11 protein-coding genes are annotated in these 12,683 nt (G+C 69.5%); 5 read left to right on the top strand and 6 right to left on the bottom strand.

All coding sequences use genetic code 11. The features are described from left to right. Window positions 1-75 precede the first annotated feature (75 nt). Window positions 76-1,083 (bottom strand): DUF2891 domain-containing protein, encoded by a 1,008-nt coding sequence (locus tag B0F77_RS26165; RefSeq protein ID WP_158102825.1) that lies wholly within the window; start codon window positions 1,081-1,083, stop codon window positions 76-78. A 155-nt stretch (window positions 1,084-1,238) separates the two neighbouring features. Between B0F77_RS26165 and B0F77_RS26160 the strand changes: the two genes are divergently transcribed. Beyond that, window positions 1,239-2,627, top strand: coding sequence for a class II 3-deoxy-7-phosphoheptulonate synthase (locus B0F77_RS26160; RefSeq protein ID WP_086665635.1), 1,389 nt, complete (start codon window positions 1,239-1,241; stop codon window positions 2,625-2,627). A 72-nt stretch (window positions 2,628-2,699) separates the two neighbouring features. Here the strand turns inward: B0F77_RS26160 and pknB are convergent, their stop codons facing one another. Continuing rightward, window positions 2,700-4,730 (bottom strand): Stk1 family PASTA domain-containing Ser/Thr kinase, encoded by a 2,031-nt coding sequence (pknB, locus tag B0F77_RS26155; RefSeq protein ID WP_245848646.1) that lies wholly within the window; start codon window positions 4,728-4,730, stop codon window positions 2,700-2,702. A gap of 77 nt (window positions 4,731-4,807) precedes the next feature. On the opposite strand from pknB, the gene B0F77_RS26150 reads away from it, so the two are divergent. After that, window positions 4,808-5,173 (top strand): Rv2175c family DNA-binding protein, encoded by a 366-nt coding sequence (locus B0F77_RS26150; protein WP_245848644.1) that lies wholly within the window; start codon window positions 4,808-4,810, stop codon window positions 5,171-5,173. 69 nt (window positions 5,174-5,242) lie between these two features. Further along, complete coding sequence (locus B0F77_RS26145) at window positions 5,243-5,641, top strand: hypothetical protein (protein ID WP_143466915.1); 399 nt, start codon at window positions 5,243-5,245, stop codon at window positions 5,639-5,641. Window positions 5,642-5,649: 8 nt separating this feature from the next. Here the strand turns inward: B0F77_RS26145 and B0F77_RS26140 are convergent, their stop codons facing one another. The 3 genes from B0F77_RS26140 to B0F77_RS26130 all read right to left on the bottom strand — a co-directional run bounded on the left by B0F77_RS26140 (window position 5,650) and on the right by B0F77_RS26130 (window position 9,239). After that, window positions 5,650-6,540 (bottom strand): phytoene/squalene synthase family protein, encoded by an 891-nt coding sequence (locus B0F77_RS26140; RefSeq protein WP_086665632.1) that lies wholly within the window; start codon window positions 6,538-6,540, stop codon window positions 5,650-5,652. Further along, a complete protein-coding gene (gene mptB / locus B0F77_RS26135; protein ID WP_245848642.1) occupies window positions 6,537-7,985 on the bottom strand; it encodes a polyprenol phosphomannose-dependent alpha 1,6 mannosyltransferase MptB in 1,449 nt (482 codons plus the stop codon). The genes B0F77_RS26140 and mptB overlap by 4 nt, the downstream gene beginning before the upstream one ends. Window positions 7,986-8,135: 150 nt before the next feature. Continuing rightward, complete coding sequence (locus B0F77_RS26130) at window positions 8,136-9,239, bottom strand: polyprenyl synthetase family protein (RefSeq protein WP_086665631.1); 1,104 nt, start codon at window positions 9,237-9,239, stop codon at window positions 8,136-8,138. 90 nt (window positions 9,240-9,329) lie between these two features. Here B0F77_RS26130 and metF point away from each other — a divergent pair, with 90 nt between their 5' ends. Beyond that, window positions 9,330-10,211 (top strand): methylenetetrahydrofolate reductase [NAD(P)H], encoded by an 882-nt coding sequence (metF, locus tag B0F77_RS26125; protein WP_086665630.1) that lies wholly within the window; start codon window positions 9,330-9,332, stop codon window positions 10,209-10,211. On the opposite strand, the gene B0F77_RS26120 is transcribed toward metF, so the two are convergent. After that, entirely contained in the window at window positions 10,208-10,870 is a 663-nt protein-coding gene (locus B0F77_RS26120; protein ID WP_425435723.1) for a DUF3153 domain-containing protein, read from the bottom strand. The genes metF and B0F77_RS26120 overlap by 4 nt on opposite strands. A 97-nt stretch (window positions 10,871-10,967) precedes the next feature. Here B0F77_RS26120 and B0F77_RS26115 point away from each other — a divergent pair, with 97 nt between their 5' ends. After that, on the top strand, window positions 10,968-12,620 hold the full coding sequence (locus B0F77_RS26115) for a DUF885 domain-containing protein (protein ID WP_086665628.1): 1,653 nt from the start codon (window positions 10,968-10,970) through the stop codon (window positions 12,618-12,620). Window positions 12,621-12,683 lie beyond the last annotated feature (63 nt).

The following is a 12,683-nucleotide window of genomic DNA, read 5'->3' as shown; positions in this document are numbered from 1 at the left end:
ATGCAAAAGACGTTTGCGGACGACCGCAAACGTCTTTTGCATAAGGGTGGGTTTGTGCAGGTCAGCGGGTTGCGGTCAGAAGGCCTTCACGTCGAGGTAGGCGCCGAACGTGCCGAGCCAGTGGTCGGCCATGTAGCCGTGGCCGCCGAACACGTAGGTCCACCCGGCCTCGCGGTGGGCGGCCGAAGCGGTCCGGGCCAACTCGACGTAGCGGTGCCCGGCCGGCAGCGCCTCGGCGATGGCCTCCCAGTTCCAGGCGCGCGACAGGGCGAGGCCCGCGAGGTGTGAGCCGTAGGGGTCGCCGGGATCGTCGACCGGGTAGGGCTCGCGCAGCACGCGCCACCGGTCCGACTCGAGCTCCGGCAGGTAGGCGTCCAGCCACGCGGCGAAGTCCGGGCCGTCCAGCGCGCGGCGCATCAGGTCGGCCGTCGTCAGCGCGGGCGAGAGGAAGTCGGCGGCGTCCGGCTCGAACCCGCCGTACGCGACCTCGTCCCGGTGCCACCGCAGGGCGGCGTCGACGCAGGCGGAGGCCAGTTCGGAGTCGCCGGTCACCTGGGCGGCGTCGAACACCAGGCCGGTCGCGAAGGCGGTGTTGCTGTGGGTGCCCGTCCGGATCGGCAGGCGGGCCGCCGAGACCCACTCCAGCCACCGGTTGCGCAGCACGTCCGCGATCGGCGCCACCGACCACGGCAGGCCGGACGTCCGCAGTTCCGCGTCGAGCAGCAGCAGCCACGCCCAGCCGTAGGGGCGCTCCCAGTACCGCCCGGCCGGCGAGGCGAAGAACTCGGCCTCCACGGCGCAGTTCTCGTGCGTGATCAGCTTGTCCAGGGCGTCCCGGGCCAGGTCGGCGCCGGCGATCGACGGGCGCAGGCGCAGCAGGCGCACGGCGAGCCACGTCTGGTGCACGCAGGAGTGCCAGTCGAACGACCCGGCGAACACGGGATGCAGCACCCGCTGCGGCACCAGCCGGTGGTCGCCGTCGATGACGTGCGTCCAATGCACCGGGTGGTCGCGCTGGATGTTGTCGATCGCGATGGCCAGCAGCCGGGTCGCGGTGCTGTCATCCAATCGGGTGGCGTTCATGGCCCACATCATGCAGGGCGATGTCTCAACTGGGCAGAGGTCGATGGTTGACAAGTAACAGACTTCACCCCGCCGGACGCACGCGCTGACAAGCCCGTCGCACGACTGACAGGCCCGGCCCGGTCTCTCAGTGTGGGACAACTAGGATGAGCAGCGTGAACTGGACCGTGGACGTGCCCATCGACACGCTTCCCGAGCTTCCGCCGCTGCCTCCCGAGATGCGCAAGCGCCTGGACGACGCCCTGTCGCGCCCGGCTGCCCAGCAGCCCGAATGGCCCGACGCCGAACAGGTGCGTCGTGTGCGGACCGTGCTCGAGAGCGTGCCGCCGATCACCGTGCCCGCCGAGATCGACCGGCTGCACACGCAACTGGCGCAGGTCGCGAACGGTGAGGCGTTTCTCCTGCAGGGCGGTGACTGCGCGGAGACGTTCGCGGACAACACCGAGCCGCACATCCGCGCGAACATCCGGACCCTGCTGCAGATGGCCGTGGTGCTGACCTACGGCGCGAGCCTGCCCGTGGTGAAGGTCGGCCGCATCGCCGGCCAGTACGCCAAGCCGCGTTCGTCGAACATCGACGCGCTCGGCCTGCCGTCCTACCGCGGCGACATCATCAACTCCCTGGTCGCCACGCCCGAGGCCAGGATCCCCGACCCGGGCCGCATGATCCGCGCGTACGCCAACGCCGGCGCGGCCATGAACCTGCTGCGGGCGCTCACCGGCGCGGGTCTCGCCGACCTGCACCGCGTGCACGACTGGAACCGCGACTTCGTGCGCACCTCGCCCGCGGGTGAGCGCTACGAGGCACTGGCCGGCGAGATCGACCGCGGCCTGAAGTTCATGTCGGCGTGCGGCGTGAACGACCAGTCGCTGCACGGCACGGAGATCTTCGCCTCGCACGAGGCGTTGCTCCTCGACTACGAGCGCGCGCTGCTGCGCCTCGACACGACGGGCGACGAGCCGCGGCTCTACGACCTGTCCTCGCACTTCGTGTGGATCGGTGAGCGCACCCGTCAGCTCGACGGCGCGCACATCGCGTTCGCGGAGATGCTGGCGAACCCGATCGGGCTCAAGATCGGCCCGACGACGTCGCCCGAACTGGCCGTCGAGTACGTCGAGCGCCTCGACCCGCACAACCGGCCGGGCCGCCTGACGCTCATCTCGCGCATGGGCAACCAGAAGGTCCGCGACGTGCTGCCCGCCATCATCGAGAAGGTCGAGGCGAGCGGCCACAAGGTCATCTGGCAGTGCGACCCGATGCACGGCAACACGCACGAGTCGAGCACCGGCTACAAGACCCGGCACTTCGACCGGATCGTCGACGAGGTCCAGGGCTTCTTCGAGGTGCACCGCCGCCTCGGCACGCACCCCGGCGGCATCCACATCGAGCTCACGGGTGAGGACGTCACCGAGTGCCTCGGTGGCGCGCAGGAGATCTCCGACGACGACCTCGCCGGCCGCTACGAGACGGCGTGCGACCCGCGCCTGAACACGCAGCAGTCGCTGGAGCTCGCGTTCCTCGTCGCCGAGATGCTGCGCTCGTAGGTCTTTGCTGAAGACGAGCTGAAGAACGAAGGGCCCCGCGTCGAGAACGCGGGGCCCTTCGCCTTTCCCTGCCTAGAGGCCGACGATCGTGATCTCGGTACCGCGCTTCACGCGGGTGCGCGGCGGGATCGACTGGTTCACGACGGTCGCGTTGTTGCTCTTGTTGAACTCGACCTTCACCTTCAGGCCGGCTCGTTCGAGCTCCTCCTTGGCTTCGCGCACCTTCTGCCTGGTCACGTCGGGAACCTCGACCTCGCGGTTGTTCTGGAAGAACACCGTGACGCGCTTGTTCCCCGTTCCCTCCAGCACCGTGCCGGCGGGCGGATCCGTCCGCGCCACGCGCGAGTCACCGTTCTCGGCGGCGTCGTCGCCGGTCGCCTCGACCGGCTCCAGCCCGGCGCGCTGCAGTTCCGCGAACGCCTCGTCCTTCGTCTTGCCCGCGACGTTCGGCACCGGTGTGCGCGGCGACGGTCCCTTGCTGAGCACGAGGGTCACCGGACTGTTGATCTTGAGCGAGGTGCCGGGACGCGGGTCCAGCGCCACGACCTTGCCGATCGGCACGGTGTCGTGGAACGCGTCCTTCGCGGGGTCCCTGACCGCCTTCAGGCCCGCTGCCTCGATCTCCTTGGTCGCGGCCTCCACCTCGGCGCCGACGTTGATGAACGGCACGAGGGGCTTGCCACGCGACACGATGAGCTTCACCGACTGGCCCTTGCGCAGCTCCGTGCCCGTGCCGGGATCGGAGCTGATGACCTGGCCGTTCGGCACGTCGTCCGACGGGACCTTGTCGATCAGCGCCGTCAGGTTCGCGCTCGCCATCAGCCGCACGGCGTTCGTCTCGGACTGGCCGACCACCTCCGGCACCGCCGTCCAGCGGCCCGCGCCGAGGTACCAGGAGAACAGGCCGACGATCAGCGCCAGCACGGCGACCACGGAGCCCCAGATGATGAAGAGCTTCTTGCGGCGCTTGCGCTCTTCCTCGACCGGGTCGACCTTGGGTTTCTTCTTCTGCGGGGGACGACGCCGTGGCTGCTCCGGCCGCTGCATCGTGCGGGTGCCCGCGATGCCGGGTGGAGGCGTCGGCGGGCCGGTGCTGATGGTCGTCATCGCCGAAGCCATCTGCTGGGCCACCGGCGGCTTCTGCACCACCGGCGTGGTCAGCTCGGCGGCCGACGGGGGAGTGGCGCCCACGGCGACCGGGACCGGCCGCATGACGACCGTCCTGTCGTTCTCGGGCGCGCTGCCGGGCACGGGCACCGGTTGCGGGGTGAGCCCCAGTTCCGCGCCCACCCGTTCGAGCTCGCCGAGGAACGCGTCGGCGTTCGGCGGCCGCAACGACGGATCCCGCCGCGTCGCCTTGCGCACCAGCGTGTCGAGCGCCAGCGGGATCTCCGGAACCGACGGGACGTCCGAGTTCACGTGCTGGTAGGCCACTGAGATGGCCGTCTCGCCGCGATACGGCGCCTGCCCCGCCAGCATCTCGTAGAGCACGATGCCGGCCGCGTAGACGTCACTGCGCGCGTCCGCGGCGCCCGTTTCCACCTGTTCAGGTGACAGGTAGGCAACGGTGCCGAGGATCTCGCTGTCGCTGGTGACGCCGTTCTCGCCGATCGCGCGAGCGAGCCCGAAGTCCGCCACCTTCACCTGGCCACCAGGCCCGATCAGCACGTTCTCCGGCTTCACGTCGCGGTGCACCAGCCCGGCGCGATGCGCGGCGCCCAACGCCGACAGCACCGGGCCGAGGATGCTCAACGCGATGGCGGGAACGAGCTTGCCGCGCTGATTGAGCAGGTCACGGAGGTTGCCGCCGTCGATCAGCTCCATCACCAGGTACACCTGGTCACCATCGACGCCCTGGTCGTGCACGGACACCACGGCCGGGTGATGCAACTGGGCCGCCGCGCGTGCTTCCCGTTCGAAGCGCGCGACGAACGCCGGGTCCGCCGTCAGGTGCGGATCCATCACCTTGATGGCCACATCGCGATCGAGGCGAGTGTCGCGACCTCGATACACGGTGGACATGCCACCGCGCGCGAGCACGGCGTCCACCCGGTAGCGCTGCTCCAGCAGTCCACCCATCACGTTCGAAACCGACCTCTCCACAGTGCGAGATGGTAAAGCTCAGGATGACCCGGTTGGCGGAAGGGCGTTCCCAGTTCGGTTATGGCATCGTGACCCCCGTGAGTGCGATTCCTGCCGCTGCGGATGTATTGGCTGCCGACCTGGAGGTTCTTCCTCTCCCCGAGGTGGCCGACCGAATGGGACTCCCGGTAACGCGGGTCCACCAACTGCTGCGCGACGGGCAACTGCTCGCCGTGCGGCGGGACGGCGTCCTCGTCGTTCCCGAAGCGTTCCTCGCCGCCGCAACCGTGGTGAAGGGGCTTCCCGGCACCATCACGGTGCTGCGCGACCAGAACTTCTCCACGGACGAGATTCTGCGCTGGCTCTTCACGGAGGACGAGAGCCTCCCTGGCACTCCGATCGAAGCATTGCGCGGAGACCGTGGGCGTGAGGTAAAGCGACGCGCGCAAGCCATGGGCTTCTAGTTCACCCGATGCAGCGGTTCCAGGCGTCTCCGCAAGCGGGAGACGCCTGGAACCCCTGAACTGGTGGGCATGATCATCAAGACTCTGCTCGCCGGCGTCACCGCTGTCGGGCTGCTCCTCTCGCCGGTCGCCGCCACTGCCGCGCCGGCCGTGCACGCCAAGCCGACCACCCTGGAACTCGACGCGGGTGGCGCCAAGGTGAAGCTGAAGAAGGGCAACCAGCTCCAGATCAAGGGCAAGCTCGGCGCCCAGGGCGAGCGTCAGCTGACCCTCGGGCTCGACGTGTTCGCCCAGGTCAGGGTCGGTGCCTCGGCCTGGTCCAGCATCTACACCAAAAACTGCCAGCCGAACTCGACGTTCACCGCGAAGCTCACCATCGACGCGTCCGCCGACCTGCGTCTCTACTTCCCCGGCACGAGCGTCTACGCCTCCGCGACGTCCAACATCGTCGGAGTGGTGATCATCTAAAGCGGGATTCATCTCGTCATCGCACGCGCGAGCAGTGCCCGGCCGGCTCCGGGCACTGCGACCGCGAGCCTCCTGGCGTTCGGCACCGCCACCCGTCGCCACAGCACCTCGCAGCCGACGAGCGCGAGGATGTCGCGATACAGCGTGTACGCGGTCCGCATACAGGGCCGCGACGACGGCGACAGCATCGCGATCCCCGGCTCAGCCGACTGATATATCGCATACGAGTGCGCGACGAGGTCGTCGAGCGCCCTTTGCACCCGGTCGTTTGCGCGACGATGGCGACGACACCATTGCAACAGGTCGCGGTCGACGCCGTGCGCGCCGAGGACGTCCTGCGGCAGGTAGACCCGGCCGCGGTCGAGGTCCTCACCGACGTCGCGCAGGAAGTTCGTCAGCTGGAACGCCACCCCGAGCCGCGCCGCGTACGGGTCGGCCTCCGCGCGGGGCACGACGGTGCCGAGCACCGGCAGCATCTGCAGCCCGATGACCTCCGCCGAGCCGTGCATGTAGACGTCGAGCGCGTCGAGGTCGGCGTACTCGGTGACGTCGAGGTCCATCCGCATCGACGCGAGGAAGTCCGTGAACAGCGACCGGTCGATGTCGTAGCGGTGCATGGTGTCCGCCAGCGCGTGCAGGACCGGGTTCGACGGTTCCTTGTCGAGCAGCCTCTCGAGCCGGTCGAGCTCGCCCGCGCGGTCGTCGACCCCGGCCGCGTCGACGATCTCGTCGGCCCACCGCGCGAACGCGTACAGCGCGTGCACCGCGGGCCGTTGTTCGGGCCGCAGCAGGGTCGTGGCCAGGAAGAACGTCTTGCCGTACCGGGCGTTCACCCGGCGGCAGGCGGCATAGGCGGAGGCCAGGCTCGCTGTGCCTGGGCTTGTTCGCAGCGGGCTCATTCGTAGCGGGTGGACAGGCCGAACGGGTCCGGCTTCACCAGCGACCGCGCCGCCAGCACCGACACCATCAGTGCGAAGAGCAGGTAGCCCCACGAGTACAGGGCCGTGTCGCCGTTCGGGAACGTCACCAGCAGCAGGAACACCGACGCGACCGTCATCGTGACGAGCGCTCCCGTGCTCCACGCGAACCCGGCGGCGAGCGCCAGCGGCCAGCTGAAGTACCACGGCAGCGTCGCGGGGGAGAGCAGCGCGACGGCCAGCATCGTGAGCGTGCCGCGCCGGATGCCGTCGCGGACGTCACCGTCACGAGCCGCCCACCACTGCGTGTACGCGATCCAGATCAGCACCACCGAACCGAGCGCCCGCGCGACGCCGATGAAGATGCCGCCGTCGACGTAGACGAACCAGTTCACGACCATGCGCACGAAGTCGCCGACCGCGCTGGGGATCGACAGCCAGTTGATGATCATCGACGAACTGCGCAGCGCGGGGATCCAGCCGAGGCTCACCCCGGCGATCAGCGTGCACACGGCGAACGTCCCGAGGAATGCCGCCAGACCGGGCAGGAGCGCCTTGCGGAACTGGGTGCGCTTGTCGCCCTCGAGCCGCGCCGCCCAGATCCAGACGAGGAACGGCACGATCACGACCGCCGTCGCCTTCACCGAGAACGCGAGTGCGAGCAGCACGAACCCGAGCACGTGCCTGCGGTCGAGCACCAGCAGCACGCCCGCGGCCATCAGCCCGATCATCAGCAGGTCGTTGTGCGCGCCGCCGACCAGGTGGATCAGCAGCAACGGGTTCGCCGCCACCAGCCACAGCGCGATCGCCGACCTGCCGCCGAGGTGCCGGCTCAGGCCCGGCAGCGCCCAGCACAGCAGCACCAGCCCGCCCGCGAGCGCGACCCGCATCGCGACGACGCCGAGGATCACACTCGCGTTGGTCGCCCACACGATCGCCTTGGCGACCAGGATGAACAACGGCCCGTACGGCGCCGGCGTGTGCTGCCAGACCCAGCTGACGTTCTCGCTGAGCGTGCTCTGCAGCACGGACGGACCGACCACGTACGGGTCGTACCCGGTCAGCGCGAGCTGGCCCTGCGCCAGGTAGCTGTAGATGTCCTTGCTGAACAGCGGCGGCGCGAACAGCAGCGGCAACGTCCAGACCGTCACCGCGACCAGCACCGCGAAGTCGTCGATCTCACCCCACCGCACGAGCCTGCCGAGCCGGACCCACGCCCAGACGACGAGGCCCAGGCCCAGGTACAGCACCATGCTCGCGAGGTCGTGACCGTGGCCGTAGCGCAGCCAGCTCAGCCCGACCTGGGCGAGCAGGGGGTCACGCTCGAGGATCGCGCCCGCACCCATGCCGCCCAGCGCGATCAGCGCCACGCCCAGCAGGCCGAGCATGGTCGTGCGGATGGGGATGGCGTAGGTGTTCGCGCGCACGACTGGATGAAGCTCCTGTGGAGACGCCTCGGAGCTCGTGCGGGGGAGGGACGGAGTTGCTGCCATCGCCCGAACATCGTTGCACAAGGCGCGGAAGCGTCAGCAAGCAACGGCCCACATGGTCACGAGGAGTTAATCGACCCTGGTGGTTCAGAAAGTTCGCTTCGTGGAACTGATCGCGAGATCGGCCAGCTTGGTCGCCGCGGGCTCGGACACCGCGGCCCCGTCGAGTGCCGACAGAGCGCTCTTCGTCAGTTCCTCGATGCGTTCCTCGACGGCGTCGACGGCGCCGACCTTCACCAGCGCGCGCCGCACCTCCTCGACGGTGTCGAGGTCGAGGTCGGGCTTGCCCAGAGCGATATCCAATATATCGGCGCCGAACTGCATGCCCAGGGCCACGAGCAGGGTGCGCTTGCCCTCGGCGAGGTCGTCACCCGCGGGCTTGCCGGTCACCTCGGGGTCGCCGAACACGCCGAGCAGGTCGTCGCGCAGCTGGAACGCGACGCCGATGTCGGCGCCGAACGCCCGCAGCCCGTCGATCAGCTCAGGCGAGCCGCCCGCCATCGCCGCGCCCATGTGCAACGGCCGTTCGACGGTGTACGCGGCCGTCTTGAGCCGGTCGATCCGCAGTGCCGCGTCCGGGGAGGAGTCGCCCCGCGCCTGCGTCAGCACGTCCAGGTACTGGCCGGCGAGCATCTCGGTGCGCATGTCCCGCCACGGCTCGCTCATCCGGCGCAGCACCTCGGACGGCAGCCCGGCGGCGAAGAGCATGTCGTCCGCCCACGCCAGCGCGATGTCGCCGATCAGGACCGCTGCCGACATGCCGAACCGCTCCGACGAGCCGAGCCAGCCCTGCTCGCGGTGCCGCGCGCCGAACGCGATGTGCACGGTCGGCTTTCCCCGGCGCACCGACGAGGCGTCCATCAGGTCGTCGTGGATCAGCGCGCACGCCTGGATCAGCTCCAGCGAGCTCACCGCCGTGAGGACCTCGTTGGCGAGCTCACCGTCGGGGTCGCCGCCCGCCGCGCGCCAGCCCCACCACGCGTAGGTGGGGCGGATGCGCTTGCCACCGCCCAGCACGAAGTCGGAGAGCGCGTCCACCGCACTCGCGAAGCTCGGGTCCATCGACTCGCCGGACGCGCGCCGGGAGGCCAGGTAGGTGGTCAACGCTTCTTCGACGTGCTGGGGCAGCGCGACGTCGATGTGGTGGTGGGACACACGTCCATGGTCCGCTGTGTCCGGGACCACCCGCATCCCGGGGGCTGGATACCACCTTGGCCTGGCCCGCGTACCACATAGTGAGCGGATGTCTCACCCAGCGGAAGTACCACTAGGGTTGTTCACATGACGTCGGTGGTGGAGCGGCTCCAGGGAGAGTCACCCAAGTTCTCGGTGGAGTTCCTGCCGCCACGGGACGCGGAGGACGAGAAGATCCTCTGGAAGGCCGTCCGCGAGCTGGAGGGCCTCGACCCGGCGTTCGTCTCGATCACCTACGGCGCCGGCGGGTCGCGCCGGGACCGCACGATCCGCGCCACCGGCCGCATCGCGCAGGAGACCACGCTGCTGCCGGTCGCGCACCTGACCGCCGTCGACCACTCGGTGGCCGAGCTGCGCAACGTCATCGGCTGGTACGCGGCGATCGGCGTGCGCAACGTCCTCGCGCTGCGCGGCGACCCTCCCGGCGACCCGATGGGCGACTGGGTCGCGCACCCGGAGGGCCTCAACTACGCCGACGAGCTGGTGCGGCTGGTCCGCGAGCTCGGCGACTTCTGCGTGGGCGTGGCAGCGTTCCCGTACGGGCACCCGCGTTCGGCCGACCTCGACACCGACCTGAAGTACCTGCTGCGCAAGCTCAACGCGGGCGCGGACTACGCGGTGGCGCAGCTGTTCCACGCGCCGGAGCCGTTCCTGCGCATGCGTGACCGGGTGGCGGCCGCGGGCTGCTCGGCGGCGATCCTGCCGGGCATCATGCCGATGCTGTCGCCGCGCGGGTTGTCCAAGATCGTGGAGCTGTCCGGCGCGGATCTGCCGCTCGACGTCTCGCGCAGGCTGGAGCCGTACGCCGACGACGTCGCGGGGTTCCGCGCGACCGGCATCGACATCGCGACCGAGATGTGTCAGCGGTTGCTCGACGAGGGCGTGCCGGCGCTGCACTTCTACACGATGAACCGGTCGAAGGCGACGAAGGAAGTGCTGGGGCGCCTGGGTCTGGTCGCCCGCGCCTAGACCGTGACGTTCCGTTTGTGCGCGATCAGGGCGAGCACGACCACGATCAGCGCCGCTCCTCCGGTGAGCCCGGCGACGAGCAGCGCCCAGCCGAGGAACGACGTGGACTCCTCGCCCGCGTACTGCACGGTCGCCTGGAGCATCGACGCCTGACCGGGCTTGGGAGACCACGCGATCGTGTTGTTCTCCTCCTCGCGGCCGTTGGTGTTCACGACCTTGCCGGGGAAGCTCACCTTGAACTGGATGTCCGCGCGTTCCACGGGCACCTGGGTCAGGTCGACCGACCCCGAGAGCGTGACAAGATCACCCGACCGGCGGAAGTTGAGGCTGTAGCGGCTGTTCGACGAGCTGGTCGACATCGACAGCGTGCGCATCTCGTCGAACGACAGGCCGTTGAAGAACAGCTGCGTGCCGGCGTACGCCTCCACCCGGTACGGCTTGGTCGTGACCCGGCTCGCGAGCTCCGGCGGCACCTTGAGTTGCGGCCCGGGGTCGTTGTCCTGAGTGGGCGGCGTGGCCGCGACGATCTCCCCCGAGATGCGGTCGTCGTCGGACACGGCCATGGCCGCGTACACGCGAACACAACCACTCAGTGAAAACAGGGTGAGCAGCAAGAAGACCGGCAGCAGCAGTGCCCGGGATCGACGCACGGCGGACATCCTGCCAGCACGGTCCAAACGACGCAGTCCCCCCACAAGTCGTGAGCTTGACTAACTACCTTTTCGTGTCGAGAAGCGCGAGGTAGCGTCTCGGCGCATGGCATCCGTGCACGAAATCAGCAACAAGTTCGTCAGCGACTACGTTGCGCTCGACCCGATCACCGCCACCCACCTGGGCTTCGCGGGGTCCGATGACAAGCTGACGGACCTCTCCCCGGAAGGGCACGCGGCGCGCGACGAACTCGCCGTCCGCGCGCTCGCCGCCATCACCGCCGCCGAGCCCGCGGATGCCTCGGAGGACGCCGCGCGAGCCGTGTTCCTGGAACGGACGGGCCTCGAGCACGAGCGTTACGAGGCCGGTGAGACCGAGTCCGCGCTGAACGTGATCGCGAGCCCGATCCAGTCGGTGCGCGACATCTTCGACCACATGCCGACCGGCACGCCCGATGACTGGGCCACGATCGGTCGTCGTCTCTCGGCCGTGCCCGCCGCTTTGGAGGGTCTGCGCGCCTCTCTCTCGCACGCTGCTTCCCGTGGTCACGTTTCCGCGCTGCGCCAGGTGACCAAGGTCGCCGAGCAGTGCGACGTCTGGTCCTCGACGTTCTTCACCTCGTTCGTCGCGTCGGCCGACGTCGACGGTGCGGTGCGGTCGTCCCTGGACGCCGGTGCCGCCGCGGCTTCCTCCGCCTACGCCGAGTTCGCTTCCTTCCTGCGCACCTCCCTGGCTCCCCAGGCGCCGACGAAGGACGCCGTCGGCGAGGAGCGCTACCGCCTCGGCTCGCGCTACTTCACCGGGTCGCGGCTCGACCTGGTCGAGGCCTACGCGTGGGGCTGGGACGAGTTCCTCGGCATCGAGGCCGAGATGAAGAAGGTCGCCGCACGCATGAAGCCGGGCGCCACCCTGGCGGAGACCGCCGCGTTCCTCGACGAGCACCCGCGTTACCAGGTGCACGGCAAGGACGGGCTGCAGGCGTGGATGCAGGAACTGTCCGACAAGGCCCTGCTCGACCTGCGCGACGTGCACTTCGACCTGCCGGACGCGCTGATGAACCTGGAGTGCAGGATCGCGCCGCCCGGCGGTGGCGTCGGCGCCTACTACACCCCGCCGACCGCCGACTTCTCCCGTCCCGGCCGCATGTGGTGGTCGATCGCCGAGGGCAAGACGGTGTTCCCGACCTGGCGCGAGACCTCGACGGTCTACCACGAGGGCGTGCCGGGCCATCACCTCCAGTGCGCGACGGCGGTGTACCAGTCGGAGACGCTGAACGACTTCCAGCGCCTGATGTGCTGGGTGTCGGGCCACGGCGAGGGCTGGGCGCTGTACTCGGAACGCCTCATGCGCGAGCTCGGCTACCTCGACGACGACGGCGACCTGCTCGGCATGCTCGACGCGCACCTGTTCCGCGCGGCCCGCGTGATCATCGACATCGGCATGCACCTGGAGCTCGAGATCCCGGCCGGCACCGGCTTCCACCCCGGCGAGCGCTGGACCCCGGAGCTGGGCCTGGAGTTCATGCTGACCAGGACGCTGCAGGAGCCCGCGGCCTCCCGTGACGAGCTCGACCGCTACCTCGGCTGGCCGGGCCAGGCGCCGGCGTACAAGCTCGGCGAGCGTCTGTGGCTGGCCGCCCGTGAGGACGCGCGGGCCCGCAAGGGCGCCGACTTCGACCTCAAGCAGTTCCACAAGGACGCCCTGGAGATGGGCTCGATGGGCCTCGACACCCTCCGGGACCGCCTCGCCGCTCTCTGACCCCGAGGTCGTTGCAACGCCCTGACCAGCGCCGATCCACCCTTATGCAAAAGACGTTTGCGG

This window comes from Lentzea kentuckyensis, assembly GCF_002150765.1.
In the GTDB taxonomy this organism is placed as follows: domain Bacteria; phylum Actinomycetota; class Actinomycetes; order Mycobacteriales; family Pseudonocardiaceae; genus Lentzea; species Lentzea kentuckyensis.
Note: the sequence above shows the minus strand (reverse complement) of the source record. Positions and strands in the feature narration are given on the sequence as shown.

Excerpts from the sequence above, each read along its gene's own strand:
- B0F77_RS26165 (WP_158102825.1), bottom strand. The coding sequence starts at position 1,083 with ATGAACGCCACCCGATTGGATGACAGCACCGCGACCCGGCTGCTGGCC.
- B0F77_RS26145 (WP_143466915.1), top strand. The coding sequence starts at position 5,243 with ATGATCATCAAGACTCTGCTCGCCGGCGTCACCGCTGTCGGGCTGCTC.
- B0F77_RS26140 (WP_086665632.1), bottom strand. The coding sequence starts at position 6,540 with ATGAGCCCGCTGCGAACAAGCCCAGGCACAGCGAGCCTGGCCTCCGCC.
- B0F77_RS26130 (WP_086665631.1), bottom strand. The coding sequence starts at position 9,239 with ATGCGGGTGGTCCCGGACACAGCGGACCATGGACGTGTGTCCCACCAC.
- metF (WP_086665630.1), top strand. The coding sequence starts at position 9,330 with ATGACGTCGGTGGTGGAGCGGCTCCAGGGAGAGTCACCCAAGTTCTCG.
- B0F77_RS26120 (WP_425435723.1), bottom strand. The coding sequence starts at position 10,870 with ATGTCCGCCGTGCGTCGATCCCGGGCACTGCTGCTGCCGGTCTTCTTG.
- B0F77_RS26115 (WP_086665628.1), top strand. The coding sequence starts at position 10,968 with ATGGCATCCGTGCACGAAATCAGCAACAAGTTCGTCAGCGACTACGTT.